The organism is Carnobacterium sp. ISL-102, assembly GCF_018612935.1.
In the GTDB taxonomy this organism is placed as follows: Bacteria; Bacillota; Bacilli; order Lactobacillales; family Carnobacteriaceae; genus Carnobacterium_B; species Carnobacterium_B alterfunditum.
Genome location: NZ_JAGGRF010000003.1, coordinates 1 through 22,091, shown reverse-complemented (window position 1 = coordinate 22,091; position 22,091 = coordinate 1). Strand labels below are relative to the sequence as shown.

Genomic DNA, 22,091 nt, shown 5'->3' with positions numbered 1-22,091 from the left:
GCAGGCCGTTGTAACCTCTTTAAAGTTGAATAAGGATGGAACCCCAAGTGAGTCCTCCACCAAATCCAGTCAAAATAACTTTTTTCTCACTGCCTAAAACTAATTCCCCATTTGTCAAAAGTTCATCTAACAAAATTGGAATACTAGCCGCAGAAGTATTGCCGTATTCGGCGATATTCGTTGCAAATTTTTCAACTGGTATTTTCATCTTCTTAGCAATTGCTTTCAGAATGCGGTAGTTCGCTTGATGAGCAATGATACAATCAATATCTTCAGTACTGCTATTCGATGTTTCAATAACTGTTCTAATGCTTTCAGGCACACTGCGTATCGCAAAATCAAATATTGCTCTTCCATCCATTTGAAGAAAATCATTTTTTTTAGCTTGCTCCAGTTGGAAGTTAGAAACAACACGTCTGCCTGCTGTAAGAGCTTCTCCGCGGCTGCCATCAGAATGGATATCTTCTCCTAGAAAGCTGCCCTCTGTTTCTGTTGCTCCTAGCAGAACTCCGCCCGCTCCATCACCGAACAAAACGGCTGTGCTGCGGTCTTGCCAATCAATCATTTTCGACATGACTTCTCCGCCAAGAACTAAGCCGTATTGATAAGCACCACTTTGGATCAGTTTTTCAGCAATTGATAATGCATAAATAAAACCAGAACATGCTGCATTTACATCAAAAGCCATTACGGGTTTCGCTCCGATATAATCTTGAACTAAACAAGCTGTTGAAGGACTTGATCCATCAGGGGTCATTGTCGCCACAATAATAAAATCAATTTCTTTAGCAGAAATACCTGTTTTCCCAAGAATATCCAATGCTGCTTTGCCGCAAAGAATCGAGGTGTCTTCGCCATCACTGATGTGACGGTTTTCTATACCTGTACGAGTTCTGATCCATTCATCGCTGGTATCCATTATTTCTTCTAGCATAGCGTTTGAAACTTTTTTTTTCGGAATGTAACTTCCGGCACCCATGATTTTTGCCTTCATTGATTTCATCCCTGTTCTTATAAATTATTTTTTGTACGGTGTAAGAAAACATGAAGATTTTCTAGGCTTTTAATCAACATTTCTGCTTCTTCTTTATTTAAGCCTTCAAGCGTTTCTTTCACCATATCTCGATGAAATTTATTATGAAGACGATACAATAATCGACCTTTTTTTGTTAAGCCCAACTTGACCACTCGTCGATCATTATCGTTTCGGATGCGTTCAACATATCCTTTTTTTACTAGGTTATTAACGGAGACCGTTAAGGTTCCGACTGTGATTGCCAGTTTCTTTGAAACTTCTGTAGTTGTATGAACACCATACATCCCAATAGCTTCAATTGTGTGCATTTCTTTTATTGAAATATCCTTAAACGTGCTGTTTTGAAGAGCACCTTCTTCAATTGTCAGGACTTCATTAAAAATCGTTACTAAGTAAGAATTAATTTCAGGAATTAATTCGTCCACATCAACTCCTCCGTTCTTTCGAATTATCAAATTGGTCAATTACTTTGAACATCAAATTGTTTGACCATCAAACTATATTATTTTTTATCTAAAGTGTCAAGAATAAATATAGATTATTTTTTTAGATTTAATTCAAAATGCTTTTTTACCAATAGATACAGCGCTAAAAAATAATTTGATTATCAAAGTATTTTATCGTAAAAAGCAATTTTTTATATTTTTAAGCTAAGAAAAAAGATTGTTTTCAGAATTTTTTTAACAATTATTTATTAATGTATACAAAAAAAGTTGAGACGATTTGTCCCAACTTTTTCTTGCTATTATTTAGCTTCAACGGATATAAATTCTTCTATGTCTTTAAAGTTAACAATAGTTTTACTTTCCATTATGTCTTTCATTTTATCAGAAGACTTTTCCCAATAGATTTCAACCACGGCACTATTATTCAATAATTTGATGATTGTTCCAGCCATTTTTTCATCTCTGAAAGAAAAAATGATTCTATCTCCTACATCAGGTCTAAAAGAAGCTTTTATTTCATCAATAATAATGATTGCTTCATCATACGGCACGCCTAAAAGGGTCGCAATTCTTGATTTGCTGGCACCTTTTCGAAGTTCAACCTCAACTAAAGACTGAATTTCTTCGGTAATAATTTTCCCCATGTAAATCCCCTCATCTCTTTGGTTCTTATTTGAGCGTTTTCCAATAAATTCTCTTAATGGAATCCATCATACCATATTTAAGCAAGAAAATGAAGCACAAGAAAATGAGAGTCCCTACCAGCACTCTTACAGTGAAAGATTAGAGGGATTTTTCATAGGAGCAATTAAATAAGTTTTTTTACTTAAATGAACTAGCACGATACCCAACTTTTTTTAATAATTCAATCAAAGTGCTTTTTTCATCTTCACTAAGCACACTAAATAGATTTGAAATCAATTTTTCGTGCTGGGGGAAAGCTTCTTGCATAAAAGCTGTACCTTTTTCAGAGATTGAAATAGTTGTCACACGGCGATCGGTAGCTGACGGAGTTCGTTTTATAAATTCCTTCTTTTCCAATTTGTCTACGACATACGTAATGCTGCTGCTGGCTAGTAATATTTTTTTACCAATATATTGAATAGGTTGATCTCCTTTACTATAAAGAAGCTCTAAAACTGAAAATTCAGTAGGGTTTACGCCATATTTTGTCATATCTTTTTTTATAACATCTTGTACACTTGAAGAAGATTTCAGTAATACTGTTAAGGTTTTTAATGCTTTAGCTGTGTCATCCATCATGTCTTATCACCTTTCCATTCGAACATATCTAAAAAGCTTATTACTTTAAATGAATTTATCTTCATTTCGAGATAAATATACCATTATGAATAGATAACTGTCAACTAATCTGATACGAATCAAAGATGCTTAAAAGATAGAGTTGGATTTAAATTACTGGTTCTACGTCAAATGATATAGATACTTCAATATAAGATTTCTTCTGGAGTGGGCGGGGTTGCTTGTGGGACCAAGGGAACGCTACTAAGCCTAAAAAAAGTTGTCATGGTTGTTGCTGCTTTAGCAGCTTACAAACATGATACACTTGGGCATTATTTGCCCACAGTGCCTCATTTTAGGCCACAAGCAACTCTATTCCGTCAAAATTTTGGGTGGGTAATTTAAGTGATTTATCGGCACTAAAAATTGTAGGCCTCTTTAATTGATCCATATTTCAAAAAAAGAAGAACGTTCTAGAAATCAGAACGTTCTTCTTAAAACTAATAGAATGGTTCTAGCAAATCCCTAGCATCAACTTATTAATCGGCTGATCTCTTTGACTCTTCTATCAGCTAGAACTACATGCTACTATAATATATGAGCTCAAACATTTAGTACTTCTGATTGTGTTTCATTAATAATGGTTCGTCAATCATCTAAATGAATGAGCTTGGACAGAATAGCTTCACTCGACTATTCGTCCTAGAAGCCACTTTCACTAGCTTCTATAAAGAGCGTCATGCTCTCTTACTGTGCATGTCTCTCTTTACATATATAATATACCATGTAAGCGTAAACAAGTCAATTAATAAAGCTTTCTATTAAAATTATTGTTTGGTATGCGGTGTTCATATAATCGATCTGACTAATCAGCCATCACTAGCCAGAATAGAACAAAAAAAGAGAGCCTCTTATTCTTAAAAGAAGCTCTCCCTTCATTTTGTAGCTAGTTCCTTTTTTATTTCTTGTTTTTTCTAGCATTTTTACTTCATCTGCTAAAAGGTTATTTTACACATGAATTATATTTCTATTCATGTGCGTTTTGGATACTTCAATCTCGACTCATTCTATTTCAGGAACTTAGCCACTACATGAAGTTCAGTTAATAGTGTACTATCCACTATCAACTTTAGAGTCGATTACGCTGACTCTAGTAAAGAAGACATTTTACCTTGTACTTCTTTACACCATTATAATACCAGTAAAATACTAAAATTTCAATTTTAAAGATTGGAAATTTACTTTTTAGAATGTCTTAAATCAGTCTCAGATTTACCCATTATTTCTTAACGGTTTTAGCACGGTTGACCACGCAATGAGTTGATCTAAAAGAGTATTTACTGGAGCTATATGCAGGTCAGCTGGTTTAAATTCATTCATATTTACAAAATCAGTGAATAAAGACATTGCAGGATGTGTACGAACATCTGCAACTTGTAATTCAGCTAAAACAACTCGTAAAGCCTCTGCAGCTCTTACCCCACCAGATGAACCATAGCTCACAATTCCTGCTGCTTTATTATTCCATTCAGGATAAAGATAATCAATTGCATTCTTTAAAGCTGATGTAATACCATGATTGTATTCGGGAGTAATAAAGACATATCCATCTAATTCAGCTATTTTTTCAGACCATGGAATAGCTTCTGGCGTAATATAATTTTGACTATACGCTGCTGAAATAGGTTCGTTATATAAAGGCAGATTATATTCTGCGATATCGACAATTTCATATTCTGCATCCCCGCGTTTGTCAGCCAATTTTTTTACCCATTGTGCTACTTGTAAGCTATTTCGTCCTGGACGCGTACTACCAGTAATTATTCCGATCTTCATCATATTTGTTTCTTCCTCCTCTATATGTACCTATTGACTGACTGGATAAATAATCAAGCAACAAATGAATGCGTTGTATTAAATAATTCAAAGCAACTATAACGTACTGGTTTTTAATTTTCAACTAATTGACCTCACTTGAAAAAGTTTATTTTTGCTTGTAATTATTGATTTGTTTTAATAGTTAAAACTTGATTGTTTTTATAAATCTGAAGGAGTGATAATACCCAAAGGAGTTTCTGATACTTTGCCATTTTCTGTTATCAATAAGGCATCCAATCGACGATCTTTTTTCAATAAGTCTGCGGCAATTTCAACGGACATACTTTTTTTGATAAATAAATAGTTGCTTCTATTTTTATCTTTTACAATAATTTCACCCACTAATGTTTTCTTTAAATAGATCGTTTCATCCTGTAACTGATTGGCTAACCACACTGTGATTCCTTTCTCAGTTAATAAACCGATCAGTTCATTATCCTTATAAATAGGAAAATGGGTAAACCTTTTTTCATTGATGGTTTTTAATACGGCTGTAAATAAATCATCGGAATTGAAGTGGACTACATCTCTCTTGAATAATGGGTAGACTTTTTGTGGGCTTTTTATTTCTTCTTCAATTTGTTCAATATGTTCGACTACTTTATCTGTCGGTTGTGCAATATAGCTATTAGGAATTAGTTTTTTGTGTACCATAACGTTTCTAAGATCTGCAAAAATTTGCAAATCATTTTTATATTTTTTTACCGCAGGATTGCGGTGTTCATTTTCATCTAATAGTCGATAAAAAGGTTTTTTATGTTCCTTTTCATTTTCTGAAAAGCTTAGGTGATTGTGGATCCGATTAAAACTGGCAATAAAGCGCTCTGCGTTATTCATTCTATTCCCCTTCTCTGATTCAATACACTATTTTTGATACATTCTGAAGAACTCTCGCCCATATAACAGGAAAGACAACCCCAAGAAAAAACCTGTAATGATCATTAAGCTAGTGGCAGTACTTAACTGAATGGTTGGAAAGGCTACTAAAAAAGTCATACACGCATAAAAGACTGCAGTAGCTATTTTGCCAAACCATTTAGCCCCATCGAGTTTTTTACCTTGTCGATAAAGAATAATAGCATTTATTGCCATGAATAATTCTTTGGCTATAAATAATAAAATAACGATCCACATCTTTTCATATCGTGACATCAAACAAATAATAACGGCAATTTGAGTGAGTTTATCAGCAACAGGATCAAGCAGTTTACCCACCTCAGTTATTTGATTCAACTTGCGAGCAATAATCCCATCTAATAAATCTGTCAAACCTGAAAAAACGACGATCATACCTGCTAAATAATAATCTTTGGTTTCCGTTGCTGTAAGGTATTGGACCGTAAAAATCGGAATAAGAAGCAGCCGGATATAAGATAAAATATTGGGAACAGTAAAAAAATCTCTTACAGGACTTTTCAATTTGCATCACCTCTCAAATAGAGTTACATCTTACACTAATATCCTACCACTTTTACTGTCAATTAGGCTGATTTTTCATCCATTTTATATTCAACAAAAAACAAACTTTTGAATGCCTTATCTTTGCGTTCAAAAGTTTATTCTCATATCTTGATCAAAAAAATCACCTTTCTTCAAAATCAAATTCGTCGATCGTATAAATTAAATCATCCATATTCGACGTACTGAAGAATGCTTCTTCATTTTCAGGCTGAATTTTCAAATACATCGGCATGGCTGTATCTGGTTCTAATACCCCAAAAGATTCTTCTGTCAGATAAAACTGTGCTTTATCTAAAATAGTGGACCCATTAACCGTACTAAAACTGATCGTAATATTAATATTTGTCATAGCCATATCCATTCTGTTCACAATAATAAAGATTGCTTGCATATTCCCTCTTTCACCTAAATACATGCCGGTAAAGTGAATAGCCACATCATTTTCGATCCCGAGGTCTTTTGATTCTTTCATCCTAATTTCTATTTCTTGTAATACGGAATCATTTTCTAATGTCAAATTCTGGTCTAGCTCCATTTTTTGAGGTACAAGTGGGATTTCCATGTCTGAGATTAGTTCACTAGAAGCACTTGAACTTGATATAGATTCTTCTGAGCTGACTAGGCTTGATTCAGAAGAAGCAAGCTCTGAACTCATCATCGTCTCGGTTGACGTAGCGCTTGAACTTGACATAGCGCTTGAATTTGATTCGCTAGAAGGCGTGGTTTCTCCCCCTCCAATTAAATCACAACCTGCCAATACAACAACAGTACCTAAAAGTATCAATATCTTTTTCATTTTGATCACCCTTTCCCTTCTCAACTAAAAATAAACCCTATCCCTAATAGATTTCCTTTTACTCTAGCACTTCGTAATCAAATACATCAAATCCATACCAAAAACCAGCATCTTCCATCATAATATCAGGGCAACTAAAGATAAAATAATTCAAATTCGCTCGTCATCTATCCATTTCAAATTTTGGATCGCTCATTTTTGGTGTTGGTAAATTGGGTAAATATATAAGGTGAAATTTATGGAGGAATAAGACGATTTTGTAGGCATGTAACGCGTGCAACGCGCAGAAGCACTATTGGCTAAAACGCCTAAGTGTGTCATGTGAAAACGTAGCTGAAGCTACTATAGGCATACAAAAAGTGGACGAGGGCTGTGGTTTTTTAGAACACGTTTTAGAACAAGGATCCAAGCGGTTTCTTGACTCGCCACAAGCAAACCCGTTGTTCCATCAGAAATTTATTTTTGAATTGGCAATCTTATCTGTTAATTAACCTAAATTTTTAAAATTGATTGCTGTAACTTTTATAAAAGAACTTTTGCAACATGGTATTCTTACTTTTATTGTAGCGTATTGTTCAGTAATAATAAAAACATACAACTTTAAATAACCTTATTTTATTTGAAAAAAGATTAAAAGATAACAATCGTGTTTAAAACACTTGATATCCTTTGATCCTTTTAGCCTTGCTAATCTTTTTTAAATCATCGTCCAGTCGACTGTCTTTGTATGCATCATTATACTGACTATTATCTTCAGCGTGATTGATCGATTGTATAGGGTCATAAGTATCCCCGTCCGTTAATGTACGGTAAAATACTTGTTGCGCAGTTGTCCGATACGGTTCAACATAAAAAGAAATCAGAATTACAAACAGAATGACCACTAAAAATAACAACACAAAACCTACGATAATTGCGATACCTTCATTAGTACTAGTTTCCATACTTGCACTAATCGTTCGAATGCTTCCTAATACGATCAGAGTATAGATCACAACAGGTAAAATGTACCACCAGATAAATGAAAGTTGTAATAGAAAATAATTCCATTTTTTTCCTTTCATCAATTTACGACTTTGATCTAGTGCGTCCATAATGCTGATCGAAGGATCATCTTTCATTAAATTTAACGCTTGGCTGTAACTGTAAGTTTTGATGATGCCCGGTATGATCAATAATAGAGACCACAACGCAATTAAAACAGCCGTCACAACAATCAATCCTGTTGTTTTGAAAATCCGTTCTCGTTTAAACGTTTGGAACATACCTTCTATTGAGAGCTTAGCCCCATCGATCATGTCTAAAATATTCCAGGCGTATCCGGCATACAGTAGACTTGAAATGAATCCTACCAAGATGCTGACGAGCGTGGACAATAAGCCAGCTGTCACCGATGGTCCAGCTATCATACGCGAATCGTTCAAATTACCTTCTAGGACTGATTCAATCATTGTCATAGAATCGCCTGTTCCCAATATAGTCAGTATAATTTGACTGGTTGCGCCTGTTAAAACAGAGATAATAATTAAATTTAAAATAGCAACTTTCCAATTCCCTTTTAAAAGCTTCTTCGCCGTACGCTTTATTTCACGTCTTTCCATTTCAATTCCTCCCCATTGCTGTAACTTGATCTTTGCCTTATCATAACTGAAACTGGGTCTCTTAACAATTTTTATCTATTCAACAAAGGATCATATGCTTGCTTCTGTTAAATAGGCTTTTAGCTAGTCAAACTAGAGCAGCTGTATGATTTTTGGTATGGCTGTAGCTAAAATAACTCAAATTTACTGCAAAAAGAAGAGCTTGATCGGAAAAATCCCAACCAAGCTCTTCTTTTCGTTTATTTAAACAGTCCATTTTTCGTAATCATCATTTTCCATCGACTCGACCATACCGAGTAAATAACCATTTCCTACTTGTGAGAAAAAATCATGGTTAGAGGTACCAGTAGAGATCCCGTTCATAACAACAGGATCAACATCATTAGCTGTATCTGGGAACAAAGGATCAAAGCCTAGATTTTGTAAGGCTTTGTTTGCATTGTATCTAAGAAAGACTTTGACACGTTCTGTCCAGCCAATTTCATCATACAAATATTCCGCATATTTCACTTCATTTTGATACAATTTAAAGAGTAAATCATACGTCCAATTCTTTATTTCTTCTTTTTCATCATTTGGCAATTGATTGAACGCAATTTGAAATTTATACCCAATATACGTTCCATGAACAGATTCATCTCTTAAAATCAATTTAATGATCTCTGCTACGTTTGGCAGTTTATTATTCCCTAAATAATGTAACGGAGCAAAAAAACCTGAATAGAATAGGAACGATTCTAACATTACGCTAGCTACTTTTCGCTGTAACTCTGTTCCGTTATGGTAGATTTCATTGATTGTTGAAGCTTTCATTTGCAATAGTTCATTTGTATTTGTCCATTGAAAGATTTCATCAATTTCAACTTTGCTATTTAACGTACTAAAAATAGCACTGTAACTTTTTGCATGCATCGATTCCATAAACTGAATATTATTGTAGACAGCTTCTTCGTGTTGCGTGCGAATAGAAGGTTTTAGAGCTTGGACACCATCTTGTGACTGAAGAGTATCTAATAACGTCAAGCCACCAAAAACTTTCCCTACCATATCTTTTTCGACTTTTGGAAGACGTGCCCAATCGTCTAAATCATTTGATACTGGGATACGTGTATCCGTCCAAAATTGTTCGACCAATTTTTCCCAAGTCAGCTTGTCGATCATATCTTCAATGTTGTTCCAATTGATAGCTGTATAATTCGTTGTCATTCGAGTTCTCTCCTTTTAAATGGTGCAGCTTTCACAAGCATTTGAACCAATTTCTTCTGAATTTTCAGTAAATGTACGAACATAATAAATGGATTTTACACCTTTTTTCCAAGCATAATGACGTAAGATATTTAAGTCACGTGTTGTTTGTTTTGTTGTACGTCCATTTTTCCATTCATACAGACCTTCAGGAATTTCAGAGCGTAAGAAGAGCGTTAAGCTCATACCTTGATCGATATGTTCTTGAGCTGCCGCATAAACATCAATGACTTTTCGCATATCCATATCGTAAGCAGAAATGTAATAAGGCATAGTTTCATTTGATAAGAAAGCCGCAGGGTAATAAGTCTTACCTGTTTTTTTCTCTTGGCGCTCTTCAATCAAACGCGTGATTGGATGTAAACTAGCAGACGTTTCATTGACGTAACTGATTGAACCCGTTGGCGCTACAGCTAAACGATTTTGATGATACAAACCATCTTTCTTAACAGCTTCGCTTAAAGCTTTCCAATCTTCTTGAGTGGGAATGTGGATACCTTCAAATAACTGTTGAACTTTTTCGCTTTTTAAAGCAGAACTTCCATTGATATATTTTTCAAAATAAGTTCCGTCAGCATAAGTTGATTTCTCAAAGTTATAAAAAGTTGTCTTTCTTTCACGGGCCACTTTATTGCTAGAGACCAATGTATAATAATTTAATAGTTTAAAATAAATACCCGTAAATTCAACTGACTCTGGTGAGCCGTAATGGATTTGATTCAACGCTAAGAAGGTGTGCAGGCCCATTGCGCCTAATCCAATCGTATGGTACTTGTCATTTCCGTTCTTAATTGATGGAACTGCATCAATGCTTGATTGATCAGTAACCATTGTTAATGCTCGAACCATTGTATCGATCGATTGCCCAAAATCAGGTGATTTCATTAAATTCACAATATTTGTTGAACCGAGGTTGCAACTAATATCGGTCCCTAAATGTTCATAGGTTTGATCGTTATTGATCAGTGAAGGTTCTTGGATCTGTAAAATCTCGCTGCATAAATTGCTCATCGTGATCGTACCGTAGACTGGATTTTCACGATTAGCAGTATCAACGTTAATGATATAGGGATAACCAGATTCCTGTTGCAATTTAGAAATCTCATTCTCTAACTCACGGGCGCTGATTTTCGATTTACGTATTTCTTCATTATTCACCATGTTGTCATACTCTTTAGTGATATCGATATATGCAAATGGCTCTCCATAGATGCGTTCTACATCATATGGACTAAATAAATACATTTGTTCATCATGAGCAGCTAATTCATAAAATTTATCTGGTACGACTAAACCAAGCGAAAGTGTTTTGACACGGATCTTTTCATCAGCATTTTCTTTTTTTGTTGAAAGAAATGAAACGATATCCGGATGAAAAACATTTAAATAAACTGCTCCTGCTCCATTACGTTGACCAAGCTGATTTGAATAACTGAAACTGTCTTCAAGTAATTTCATTACTGGAACGACTCCGCTAGAAGCATTTTCAATTTTCTTGATTGGATCGCCAGCAGCTCGTAAATTCGATAAATTCACTCCTACCCCACCGCCAATACGCGACAATTGTAAGGCACTATTCACGACGCGACCGATACTGTTCATATCATCTGTTGCTTGAATCAAGAAGCAAGAAACCAACTCTCCTCGTCTTTTGCGACCAGCATTCAAGAACGTCGGTGTAGCTGGTTGGTAACGTTGGTTAACGAGCTCATCTGCAATTCTGCTAGCTACTTCAGTGTTACCATCTGCTAGATACAGTGCATTAAAAACGATCCGGTCTTCGTAACGTTCTAAAAACCGCTCTCCGTCATTCGTCTTCAAAGCATATTGTGTGTAAAATTTAAAGGCTGACATAAACGAACGGAATCTGAATTTCCGGCTGTAAATATCGTCAAATAATGAACGAACAAATGCTTTATCGTATTTCAGTAAAAATTCTTCTTCTAGGTACTCTTCTTTGATCAGATAATTTAATTTTTCTTCAAGTGTATAGAAAAAAACGGTATTCGGATTAACGTGTTCTAAAAAGTAAGCTCGTACTGCTTCACGGTCTTTATTTAAGGGGATCTTTCCGTCCACCGGTCTATTTAATTCATTATTTAATTTAAAATAAGTGACCTCTTTTACCTTTGAGGCTAATTTAGGTTTATCCAATATTCTTCACCGCTTTCTCTAATTGTGCAACATCTTCTTCGTTACCTTGAAATTCAAAGGTATGTAATAACGGAACTTGGTAATCACGCGCTAGATTTTTTGCTGTAAAAGCGAAAAGTTGGCCAAAATTCAAATTCCCGCCACCGGCTACTCCCTTAAAATACTTTTTGTTATCAGCCGTCTCAATAAAGTCATTCAATAGATCAGTCGCTTCTTTATCATAGGTTGGTGTAACAATAATGAATGGTTCTCCTAAAGCAACATATGGATTCGTTGGCGTCAATTCCAGCGAATCCATACTTAGTTTTCTAACAAACTTTCGCGTTTGGCCAGTTAGGCTGATGTAAACAACTTTCATGCTAGTTGATCAAGAAGATCTGGACGGAATCCATTGAATGCTTCATGCCCCTCAATAGCAATAACAGGAACCGAACTGAATCCTAGTTCTTTTACTTCGTTTAACGCCTCTTCTGATTCAAAAATATCTTTAACTTCATAAGCAATACCTTTATCTTCTAGATATTTTTTTGTGAAATTGCATTGCATACAGTTTGGTTTAGAATAAACAATAATACTTTTTTTTGCCATAAGACATTCTCCTCCCAGGTCTCTTTTAAACCTGTTTTTCTCTTATTTCTCTCTTCGTATTCTACACCTATTCTCTCTAACAGGCAAACAAATAAACCACTATATATAGTGGTTTATCTCTTGACATATCTGTTTCTTTCTATATGTAGTGCTTAGAAAGACTGTTTGTGAAGAATAGCGCGTGAAGAAACCCTTGTATATTTGTATCTAAAAACCAGCTTCGTGTATTTTTCACATTTGAAAAAAGAAAATAAAAAAGCGAATATTTTTCAACTCTGAACTAAAAGGCTTAAGTTACAACAATAGAATATTTTTACATTTTTTTTGAATAAATTCTCAAACTATTTTTCAGCTATTAAAACGATGATTCATTTTTCGTCATTTACAATAAAAAACTTTTTTGTGAGAATTTTCCATAAAAAAAATTAGAAAAGCTGAATAACCAGCTTTTCTAATTTTTAAATTGATGCCTCAGGGGAGATTCGAACTCTCGACCGTCCGCTTAGAAGGCGGATGCTCTATCCAGCTGAGCTACTGAGACATGTTCTATCAACAAAATTAATTATAGATAATAATGAATAAAAAGTCAACACTTTTTAGGAAGAAATTCATTTTTCAACAAATAATATTATTTTTATCAGTTGTGTTAAAAAAAAGCTCGGTTTACAATGAGCAGTAGAATAGCTAAGGAGGATTTGTCATGGGATTAATTAGTGGTCTTTTAGGGAATGCTAGAAACATTAGTGAAGTTGATGCTCGAAAAAAATTAGCGGGTGTCATTTTAGAGACTGAAACAATTGATTTGGCCTTTAAGTTGGTCCGCGATTTAATTATTTTTACTGATAAGCGGATAATTGTTATCGACAAACAAGGAGTTACTGGTAAGAAAACAACTTATCACTCTTTGCCGTATAAATCAGTTAGTCGCTTTTTAGTGGAAACAACTGGACATTTTGATTTAGATGCTGAATTAAAAATTTTTATTTCTAGCGCTAACGAACCAGCTATTACATTACAGTTCACGAATGATAAGCACATTTTTGCTATACAGCAAGCATTAGCATTAGCCGTACTTTAAAAAGCTAAAAAGGAATCCAACGATTTTTTTTATCGTTGGATTCCTTTTTTGTTAATACATTTTTAAGTATTGTTCTCTTTCCCATTCAGTAACTTGTTCACGGAAAGCAGACCATTCGATTTTCTTAGCATTGACAAAGTTTTCGTAAATATGTCCTCCTAAGCCATCTTTGATCGTACTATCTTTTGCTAGGTATCCCAAGGCGTCATACAAAGTTCCCGGCAGATCATAAATACCATTGTTGTAACGATCTTCCTCGCTCATCATATAGATATTGCGGTTGATCGGTTTAGGGGCTTGCATTTCGTTCTTGATGCCATCTAATCCTGCTTTTAATAAAACGGCCATAGCTAAGTATGGATTTGCACTAGGGTCAACACTGCGTAATTCTACACGTGTAGACATCCCTCTTGATTGTGGTACCCGAATCAATGGCGAACGGTTACAGCCACTCCATGCAATGTATACTGGTGCTTCATAGCCAGGTACAAGGCGTTTATAAGAATTTACTGTAGGATTTACAATTGCTGTAAAAGCCTTAGCATGATTTAAGATCCCAGCTAAGAATTGACGTGCTGTATCACTTAATTCCATATCTCCATTTTTATCATAAAAAGCATTTCCATCTTTGGTAAATAAAGATAAGTTAAAGTGCATACCAGATCCATTTACACCGTATAAAGGTTTAGGCATAAATGTAGCATGCAAGCCATATTTACGTGCCACTGTTTTAACGATCAGTTTAAACGTTTGGATATTGTCACATGCTTCTATCGCACTAGCGTATTTCCAATCGATCTCATGTTGCCCTGGTGCTACTTCATGGTGACTGGCTTCAATTTCAAAACCAAGATCTTCTAATTGCAGCACGATATCGCGACGGCAATTTTCACCTAAATCTGTTGGAGCTAGATCAAAATAACCACCATGGTCATTCAATTCTAATGTTGGCTCATTTTTTTCGTCCAGTTTAAAAAGGAAAAATTCAGGTTCAGGTCCTAAGTTAAAGTCAGTAAAACCTAATTCTTTCATTTCGTTTAAGATTCGTTTCAAGTTAGAACGAGGATCTCCAGCAAAAGGAGTACCATCCGGATTGTAAATGTCACAGATCAATCGAGCGATTTTACCAGATTCTTTAGAAGTTTCCCACGGAAAAATCATCCATGTATCTAAATCAGGTCTTAAGTACATGTCACTTTCTTCGATGCGGACAAATCCTTCTATAGATGATCCGTCAAACATCATTTTATTTTCCATAACCTTCTCTAATTGACTAATGGGTACCTCGACATTTTTGATAACTCCTAAAATGTCAGTGAACATTAATCTCAAGAAACGGACATTTTCTTTTTTTGATGCTTCTTTTATTTCTTTTGCCGTAAATTTAGCCATATCCTTTTTCGCCCCTTTTATTAGTATTTTTTATTAAGTTTATCCCATTCGATTCTGATCAAGAAATAAATGTGGTTTTTTTGTGTTCAAGCCACTAACGGCTAAAAATTCATCATGCAGTATTTTACGTACGTCATCGTCAGTCATCATTTTGGTCATTTCTTGCTCACGATTTTTTTCTTTGCTTTCTTGTAGCTTATAAATCCGTTTTACACCAGCCATATTAATTCCATCAGATAAATAATCTTTGATTTCAAGAAGAACATCAATATTATTTAAAGAATACATGCGCCGGTTTCCTTCATTACGCATTGGAACAATCAAATCTTGCTCTTCATAATAACGAATCTGTCGAGCAGATAAATCAGTTAATTTCATAACTGTACCAATCGGAAAAACCGACATTGAACGTCTTAGCTCTTTCTCACTCATTTATGTCCTCCTTTTGATTACATTTATAGAATAGCAGTCTTTTTTTTCGATGTCAACAAAAAATACTTCAAATGTAAGGAAACCTAACATATAAAAACGAACGTCTCTTTTTTTCGTTGTTCTATCGTTCCGATTATAAAAACGAAATTGAACTATACCAATTTTAAAAAACTGCAAAAAAAAGAACTAGTAGATGAAAAATCCACTAGTTCTTTTTTTATTCTCAACACTTTTCAGTATAATGTCAAATATTTCTCTTTCTCCCACTCAGAAACTTGTTCCCGATAAGCTGCCCATTCTATATGCTTAGCACTTACAAAACTTTTATAAATATGATTCCCTAAAGCTTCTTGTACGACCTTATCTTCTTGCAAGTATTTGACCGCATTGTGTAACGTAGTAGGAAGATCTTTAATACCTTGTTTATATCTTTCTTCTGAAGACATACGGTAAATATTGCGGTCGATTGGTTTAGGAGCTATACTTTCTTTTTTCACACCATCTAATCCTGATTGCAACAACACTGCTACTGCTAAATAAGGATTTGCACTAGGATCGACACTGCGTAATTCGATTCGTGTAGATACACCTCTTGAACTTGGGATACGCACTAAAGGTGAACGGTTACGAGCACTCCATGCTATATAAACAGGAGCTTCATAGCCTGGAATCAATCGTTTATAAGAGTTAACAGTTGGATTACAGACAGCAGTATATCCTAAAGCATGATCCAATATACCAGCTAAGAAATGTTGGGCTGTTTTGCTTAAGCCAAGTTCATTTTCTTCGTCGCAAAAAACATTTCCCTCTTTGTTGAATAACGACATATTAAAGTGCATCCCAGAGCCGCCTACTCCATATACTGGTTTAGGCATAAAGGTTGCATGAAGTCCATGTTTACGAGCAACCGTTTTAACTATCAGTTTGAAGGTTTGGATATTATCACACGCTTCTATTGCACCAGCATATTTCCAATCGATCTCATGTTGTCCAGGTGCCGTTTCGTGATGGCTGGCTTCAATTTCAAACCCTAAATTTTCAAGTTGCAGCACGATATCGCGACGACAATTTTCACCTAAATCTGTTGGCGCAAAATCGAAATAGCCGCCATGATCATTTACTTCAGTTGTCGGATTTCCGTTTTCATCTAATTTGAATAAGAAAAATTCCGGTTCGGGTCCTAAATTAAATTCTGTATAGCCTTCTTCTTCCATTTCTTTTAGAACGCGTTTCAAATTATTTCTAGGGTCTCCAGAAAAAGGAGTTCCGTCTGGATTATAGATATCGCAAATCAAACGTGCGACTTTTCCATTAACTTCTTCCCAAGGGAATATTAACCAAGTGGATAAATCGGGGCGCAAAATCATGTCGCTTTCTTCAATTCTTACGAATCCATCAATAGATGATCCGTCAAACATCATTTTATTTTCCATAACTTTTTCTAATTGACTGATTGGCACTTCAACATTTTTTATCGTTCCATCTATATCCGTAAACATCAATCTTAAATAACGAACATTTTGTTCTTTTGCACCAATTTCGATTTCTTCTCTTGTGAAAGTTTTCATTTTAATTATTTTTTCCCCTTTTATTAACTATTTTATATCTTGTTATTTCTAATCACATACTCTATACGTTAAGAAATGCTTAAAAAAAACGTGAAGTTCCTTTTAGATTCATACCTCGTAAAGCTAAAAATTCATCTTGTAAAATTCGACGAACATCTTCATCTGTTAAAGTAGACTTTTCTTCATGCTCAATTTCTTTTTCTTTCAATTCATAAATACGCTTGATACCAGCCATATTGATTCCATCTGCTAAGTAGTCCTTTATTTCAAGGAGTACGTCTATATCATTTAAGGAATACATTCTTCTATTCCCATCATTACGTTCAGGACAAATCAAATCTTGTTCTTCGTAATATCGAATTTGACGCGCAGATAGATCAGTCAGTGTCATTACCGTTCCAATTGGAAATACAGACATGGAACGCCTTAGCTCTTTCTCGTTCATGAGATCCTCCCATCTGGCATAGTACTACAGTAACAATGTCTTTTTAAAATGTCAAAAATTATATCCATCTAGATGAGAATTTTCATTGTACTGAGCTGCAGAATATTCTCTATTAGCGGAAAAACAATTCTTCAACAGCTGAACTGACTGCTAATTTAATATGCTCATAAGTTAAACCGCCTTGGACATAAAGCGTGTAAGGCGAGCGAATCGGACCATCTGCCGTTAATTCCATACTAGAACCTTGGATGAACGTTCCTGCCGCCATAATAACGTCATCTTCATATCCCGGCATGTATGCACCAATAGGAGAGACATGTGCGTTGATAGGAGAATATTTTTGAATAGTCTGTGCGAATTTAACCATTTTATCTTTATCATTCAATGAAATCATCTGGATCAAATCGGTTCGCTTGTCGTCCCATTTGGGTGTACTCTCAATTCCACAGGCTTCTAAAAGTGCTGCTGTATATACAGCTCCCTTCACGGCTTCTCCAACTGTATGAGGAGCCATAAAAAAGCCTTGATACATTTCTTGTAAACTGTATAAAGAAGCACCTGCTTCTCTTCCAATGCCCGGCGTAGTCAAGCGGTACCCGCAAGCTTCGATCAAAGCTGTTTTCCCAACAATGTACCCACCTGTCTTAGCTAATCCGCCACCTGGATTTTTGATCAATGAACCTGCCATCAAGTCTGCTCCAACTTCAATTGGTTCTTTTTCTTCAACAAATTCTCCGTAGCAATTATCGACAAATACGATCACTTCCGGATCGATCCCTTTAACAAACTGAATCATCTCTTCAATTTGGCTTATAGTGAACGAAGGTCTGCTTGCATACCCTCTAGAGCGTTGAATAGCGACCATTTTTGTTTTTGAAGTCATTTTTTCTTTTACTGTATCAAAATCAACTTTCCCATTCGATAATAAATCAACTTGATCAAAACCCATTTGGTATTCCTTAAATGATCCAATGCCATTTCCAGTAACACCAACGATTTCAAGTAATGTATCATAAGGAGTTCCGGAAATGTACAACAAGTCATCTCCAGGACGCATGACACCAAATAAAGCCGTTGAAATAGCATGTGTACCTGAAATAATCTGAGGCCGAACTAATCCAGCTTCAGCCCCAAAAACTTCAGCATAAACCGCTTCTAAAGTATCTCTTCCAAAGTCATCGTATCCGTAACCGGTTGTTGGATTAAAATGTTGCTCAGTAACTTTTTTATTTCTAAAGCTTTGCAAGACTTTTTGTTGATTTGTCAAAGCCACTTCATGGATTTGGTCATGGATCGGTTTGATTTTTTCTTCTACTACTTTAATTTTCTTGATTAATTCAGGTGCATAATGATCGTTCCAACTCATGACGTTTGATTCTCTCCATTCCATTTCGACCCTGCTTTTGCATAGCCTTTTACTACATAAACATTTTTTTCTTCATCATATTCTTCAGAGTCAACAAGCGTTTCTCTTTTTAAACGAACTAATTTTTCTCCTTGGGTAACTTCAATTTCAATTCGGTAAGGAACCATCAATTCTTTCATCTTACTCATGATCTCTGACAACAATAATTCGATATCTCCAGGATCATTAGCTGAAATAACTATATTAGGGAAAAGCGATGGATAAAATGAATCTTCAACTAAATCTTTTTTGTTATAAATAGTGATCATAGGGATCGTTTCCATACCCAATTCTTTTAATAGTTGGATAACGGTCTTTTCATGTCCAGCCATATTTTCAGCAGACGCATCTACTACATGTAACAGTAGATCAACATTTTTTGTTTCTTCTAGAGTTGATTTAAAAGACTCGATCAATTGCGTCGGTAAATCTTGAATAAAACCAACTGTATCGGTAAGTGTGACCATCATGCCACTTGGCAAGAGTAATTTACGTGTCAACGGATCCAAGGTCGCAAATAATTGGTTTTCTTCATACGTATCTGCTTGAGTCAATTTATTTAACAACGTTGATTTCCCAGCATTCGTATAACCCATCAAACCAATTTGAAACGTTCCGCTTTCCTTGCGTTGTTCTCGAGCACGACTACGGTGTTTTTCCGTTTCAGCTAGATCACGCTTGATGTCGGTAATTTGGTCACGAATGTGTCGGCGGTCGGTTTCTAATTTCGTTTCACCTGGGCCACGTGTCCCAATTCCTCCACCTAATCGAGATAAATTGACGCCTTGCCCAGCTAGTCGAGGCATTAAGTATTGCAGTTGAGCTAACTCAACTTGTAATTTACCTTCTCTGCTTTTAGCCCGCATGGCAAAAATATCCAAGATCAATTGGATACGATCAATGACTTTCACTTCATCCAATAAAATCTTTTGGATATTTTTCGTTTGACCAGGTGTTAAACCTTGATTAAAGATAACGGTATCTACTTCTAGTTCGTCCACCAGCGAAACCAATTCTTCCATTTTTCCTTTACCTAAAAAGGTACGCGAATCTGCTCGATCTCTTTTCTGGGTAAGTTCTCCTACTACTTCTCCATTAGCTGTTTCAGTCAATTGTGCCAATTCTTTTAACGAATATTGGAAATCTTGATTAGTTTCATTTGTTTGTACACCTACAAGGATAACGCGTTCTACTGTTTCAGCGGTTTCTTTCGTTTCCATTCCGTTCACCTTCTATTCTAGTATTTTGAACAAAGCAGCCATGCTTATTTCATCAGAAATTTTTCGACTTCATTTTTTAGTAGTTCTTCATTTTCAGGGAATGCCACCAAGTCCCACCACTCAACATTTTCTAATCGATTTCTAAACCAAGTCAGTTGACGCTTGGCATATCTTCTCGAATTTTGTTGGATGGCTTCTTTGGCTTCTTGCAAATCCGTCTTTTCTTCAAAGTAAGGAACCAATTCTTTATATCCGATTCCCCTTGAAGCTTGTGCATCTGGTAAATTTTGCTGGTAGAGCCATTTGGCTTCTTCGATCAATCCTGCTTCGAACATTTGCTCTACACGAAGATCGATGCGCTTATATAGTTCTTCGCGTTCAGTCATTAAGCCTATAATTTTAACTTCATAAAGGGGCTCTTTTTCTTTACGTTCACTTTGATAGCTCGAAAAAGGCTGTCCTGTTACGTGATACACTTCAAGCGCTCGAATGATCCGCCGGCGATTGTTAAAGTGGATCCTATCAGCAGCAGTAGGATCTACATTAGCTAATTGTTCCCATAAATAAAAATTTCCTTTTTCTACAGCAATCTTTTCTTGAGCTTCTCGAAAGGCTGTATCATTTTTGCCGCTTCCACCAAAAGTAACATCATATATCAAAGATTCGATATATAATCCTGTACCCCCGACAATGATCGGCACTTTTCCTCTTGCAGTGATATCTTCAATTAAAAAACGGGCTCGTTTTTGAAAATCAGATACAGCATAGCTCGTTGTAACATCCACTTCATCGATCAAATAATGTGGGATCCCTTTTTGTTCAGCCTTAGTTACTTTAGCTGTTCCGATAGTCAGATGGCGGTAGATTTGCATAGAATCGCCACTGATTATCTCTCCATTGACTGCCTTAGCTAACGACAGACTTAAACTTGTTTTCCCAACAGCTGTTGGTCCTACGATGATAATGATTTTTTTCTTTTCCACGCTATTCTCCTTCATTTTGCCATTTATCTCTCATTTCAAGAGCTTTCTGAGGATAATCCGTGATGACACCTGCTACTTGTTTGCGAAAGCAAAATTGAAGGTCCTCACTTTTATTGATCGTCCACACGCGTACCGGTAATTCAGGCACTTGAAAAGGGCTGATGCTTTTAAACCAGCTCAATTTAGGGTGCCACATGTTAACGGGAATATTCAGGTTTAAAAAGGTCTTATTTTCTCCATGCTCTTTAAATAATAGCGCTATTTTACAAGTATCATCCAAAATTTTTAATTGGATCAACGTTTGGTAATTAAAACTGGAATATTCTACAGTGAATGGCCAATTTTTTTCAGCTACAAACGCTGCCACGTTCTCTTCGATCCCTGGATAAGGAAGTTTATCTGTTTTCAGTTCAATATTGACTAACCCTTTATAATCGACCTTTTCGAGAAAATAAAAAATCTCTTGCAAAGTTGGGATCTGGCAATTGCTGTATTCAGGAGAGTACCAGCTGCCTGCATCAAATTGTTTTAATTCGGCTAAGGTCAAATTTTGAATACTGCCTTTTCCATTTGTAGTGCGATCGATCGTTTCATCGTGAATAACGATCAGTTCTTTATCTAAACTTAAGTGAACATCTATTTCGATACCATCGCTTCGAACTCGAACAGCTTCTTTGACCGCTTCTAAGGTGTTCTCTGGATGTGTTCCTTTACTTCCTCTATGAGCAATAATTTTTGTTTGGTCCATAACTGATGCCCTCCATTGCTGAGTTCTTAGTAATTATAGCATATTTCTATTCTATGCCCTATAGATAGCTTTTCTTCCATCGTATGAAATAGTCGTTTTTTTCTCTAAATTGACGTACAATAGAATCTCTACAAAGGAGGAAGGCACATGTATCTAACTATTGAAGAAACAGCTGATTATCTAGAACTTTCTATAACTGATATTATGCGACTTATTCGTGAAAAGCAAATTCGTACCTTGTCAGTCTGTGTCAAGTTTTTCTCGGTCGTCCTATTATCCTGCTAGTTTAGGCGTTCTACTTTTGTACACTCGTCTACTACCGCACGGCTCCGCCGTTTGCTGGCCCATCCGTTTGGAGAAGGTTCCTAAAACA

22 protein-coding genes and 1 tRNA gene are annotated in these 22,091 nt (G+C 35.6%); 1 reads left to right on the top strand and 22 read right to left on the bottom strand.

Features of this window, described 5'->3' with window-relative positions:
- Nucleotides 1-19: 19 nt before the first annotated feature.
- The 14 genes from J7E16_RS01790 to J7E16_RS01725 all read right to left on the bottom strand — a co-directional run bounded on the left by J7E16_RS01790 (nt 20) and on the right by J7E16_RS01725 (nt 12,988).
- Nucleotides 20-994 (bottom strand): beta-ketoacyl-ACP synthase III, encoded by a 975-nt coding sequence (locus J7E16_RS01790; protein WP_214888039.1) that lies wholly within the window; start codon nt 992-994, stop codon nt 20-22.
- A 17-nt stretch (nt 995-1,011) separates the two neighbouring features.
- Nucleotides 1,012-1,461, bottom strand: a complete 450-nt coding sequence (gene fabT / locus J7E16_RS01785) for a fatty acid biosynthesis transcriptional regulator FabT (protein ID WP_214888037.1) — start codon at nt 1,459-1,461, stop codon at nt 1,012-1,014.
- A gap of 320 nt (nt 1,462-1,781) precedes the next feature.
- Complete coding sequence (locus tag J7E16_RS01780) at nt 1,782-2,126, bottom strand: DUF2187 domain-containing protein (RefSeq protein WP_034548765.1); 345 nt, start codon at nt 2,124-2,126, stop codon at nt 1,782-1,784.
- Between the two features lie 178 nt (nt 2,127-2,304).
- On the bottom strand, nt 2,305-2,745 hold the full coding sequence (locus J7E16_RS01775) for a MarR family winged helix-turn-helix transcriptional regulator (protein ID WP_245792792.1): 441 nt from the start codon (nt 2,743-2,745) through the stop codon (nt 2,305-2,307).
- Between the two features lie 1,251 nt (nt 2,746-3,996).
- On the bottom strand, nt 3,997-4,560 hold the full coding sequence (locus J7E16_RS01770) for an NADPH-dependent FMN reductase (protein ID WP_214888822.1): 564 nt from the start codon (nt 4,558-4,560) through the stop codon (nt 3,997-3,999).
- 201 nt (nt 4,561-4,761) lie between these two features.
- Nucleotides 4,762-5,439, bottom strand: a complete 678-nt coding sequence (locus J7E16_RS01765; protein WP_214888034.1) for a CBS domain-containing protein — start codon at nt 5,437-5,439, stop codon at nt 4,762-4,764.
- Nucleotides 5,440-5,466: 27 nt separating this feature from the next.
- Complete coding sequence (locus J7E16_RS01760) at nt 5,467-6,021, bottom strand: CDP-alcohol phosphatidyltransferase family protein (RefSeq protein ID WP_214888032.1); 555 nt, start codon at nt 6,019-6,021, stop codon at nt 5,467-5,469.
- A 163-nt stretch (nt 6,022-6,184) separates the two neighbouring features.
- On the bottom strand, nt 6,185-6,859 hold the full coding sequence (locus tag J7E16_RS01755) for a lipoprotein (protein ID WP_214888030.1): 675 nt from the start codon (nt 6,857-6,859) through the stop codon (nt 6,185-6,187).
- 650 nt (nt 6,860-7,509) lie between these two features.
- A complete protein-coding gene (locus tag J7E16_RS01750) occupies nt 7,510-8,460 on the bottom strand; it encodes a DUF975 family protein (RefSeq protein WP_214888028.1) in 951 nt (316 codons plus the stop codon).
- A 243-nt stretch (nt 8,461-8,703) separates the two neighbouring features.
- Nucleotides 8,704-9,666 carry a class 1b ribonucleoside-diphosphate reductase subunit beta gene (gene nrdF / locus J7E16_RS01745; RefSeq protein WP_214888027.1) on the bottom strand — a complete coding sequence of 321 codons (963 nt, stop codon included), beginning with the start codon at nt 9,664-9,666 and terminating at the stop codon, nt 8,704-8,706.
- 15 nt (nt 9,667-9,681) lie between these two features.
- A complete protein-coding gene (gene nrdE, locus J7E16_RS01740; protein WP_214888025.1) occupies nt 9,682-11,859 on the bottom strand; it encodes a class 1b ribonucleoside-diphosphate reductase subunit alpha in 2,178 nt (725 codons plus the stop codon).
- Nucleotides 11,852-12,217: a class Ib ribonucleoside-diphosphate reductase assembly flavoprotein NrdI gene (gene nrdI / locus J7E16_RS01735; protein ID WP_214888023.1), complete on the bottom strand. Its 366-nt coding sequence runs from the start codon at nt 12,215-12,217 to the stop codon at nt 11,852-11,854. Before nrdI ends, nrdE begins: the two co-directional genes overlap by 8 nt.
- Entirely contained in the window at nt 12,214-12,447 is a 234-nt protein-coding gene (gene nrdH / locus J7E16_RS01730) for a glutaredoxin-like protein NrdH (RefSeq protein ID WP_034548774.1), read from the bottom strand. The genes nrdI and nrdH overlap by 4 nt, the downstream gene beginning before the upstream one ends.
- 467 nt (nt 12,448-12,914) lie before the next feature.
- Nucleotides 12,915-12,988 (bottom strand) — tRNA-Arg (locus tag J7E16_RS01725).
- Nucleotides 12,989-13,147: 159 nt separating this feature from the next.
- On the opposite strand from J7E16_RS01725, the gene J7E16_RS01720 reads away from it, so the two are divergent.
- A complete protein-coding gene (locus tag J7E16_RS01720; RefSeq protein WP_214888021.1) occupies nt 13,148-13,525 on the top strand; it encodes a PH domain-containing protein in 378 nt (125 codons plus the stop codon).
- Between the two features lie 51 nt (nt 13,526-13,576).
- On the opposite strand, the gene glnA (J7E16_RS01715) is transcribed toward J7E16_RS01720, so the two are convergent.
- The 8 genes from glnA (J7E16_RS01715) to J7E16_RS01680 form a co-directional block, all read right to left on the bottom strand.
- Nucleotides 13,577-14,917, bottom strand: coding sequence for a type I glutamate--ammonia ligase (gene glnA / locus J7E16_RS01715; RefSeq protein WP_214888019.1), 1,341 nt, complete (start codon nt 14,915-14,917; stop codon nt 13,577-13,579).
- A 39-nt stretch (nt 14,918-14,956) separates the two neighbouring features.
- A complete protein-coding gene (locus tag J7E16_RS01710) occupies nt 14,957-15,349 on the bottom strand; it encodes a MerR family transcriptional regulator (RefSeq protein ID WP_214888017.1) in 393 nt (130 codons plus the stop codon).
- A 233-nt stretch (nt 15,350-15,582) separates the two neighbouring features.
- Nucleotides 15,583-16,917, bottom strand: coding sequence for a type I glutamate--ammonia ligase (gene glnA, locus J7E16_RS01705; RefSeq protein WP_214888015.1), 1,335 nt, complete (start codon nt 16,915-16,917; stop codon nt 15,583-15,585).
- Between the two features lie 79 nt (nt 16,918-16,996).
- Nucleotides 16,997-17,362, bottom strand: a complete 366-nt coding sequence (locus tag J7E16_RS01700) for a MerR family transcriptional regulator (protein WP_214888012.1) — start codon at nt 17,360-17,362, stop codon at nt 16,997-16,999.
- Nucleotides 17,363-17,474: 112 nt separating this feature from the next.
- A complete protein-coding gene (locus J7E16_RS01695; RefSeq protein WP_214888819.1) occupies nt 17,475-18,728 on the bottom strand; it encodes a methionine gamma-lyase family protein in 1,254 nt (417 codons plus the stop codon).
- Nucleotides 18,725-19,987: a GTPase HflX gene (gene hflX / locus J7E16_RS01690; RefSeq protein WP_214888009.1), complete on the bottom strand. Its 1,263-nt coding sequence runs from the start codon at nt 19,985-19,987 to the stop codon at nt 18,725-18,727. The genes J7E16_RS01695 and hflX overlap by 4 nt, the downstream gene beginning before the upstream one ends.
- Nucleotides 19,988-20,031: 44 nt before the next feature.
- Complete coding sequence (gene miaA / locus J7E16_RS01685; RefSeq protein WP_214888006.1) at nt 20,032-20,985, bottom strand: tRNA (adenosine(37)-N6)-dimethylallyltransferase MiaA; 954 nt, start codon at nt 20,983-20,985, stop codon at nt 20,032-20,034.
- Nucleotides 20,972-21,718 carry a glycerophosphodiester phosphodiesterase gene (locus tag J7E16_RS01680; protein WP_214888003.1) on the bottom strand — a complete coding sequence of 249 codons (747 nt, stop codon included), beginning with the start codon at nt 21,716-21,718 and terminating at the stop codon, nt 20,972-20,974. Before J7E16_RS01680 ends, miaA begins: the two co-directional genes overlap by 14 nt.
- Nucleotides 21,719-22,091 lie beyond the last annotated feature (373 nt).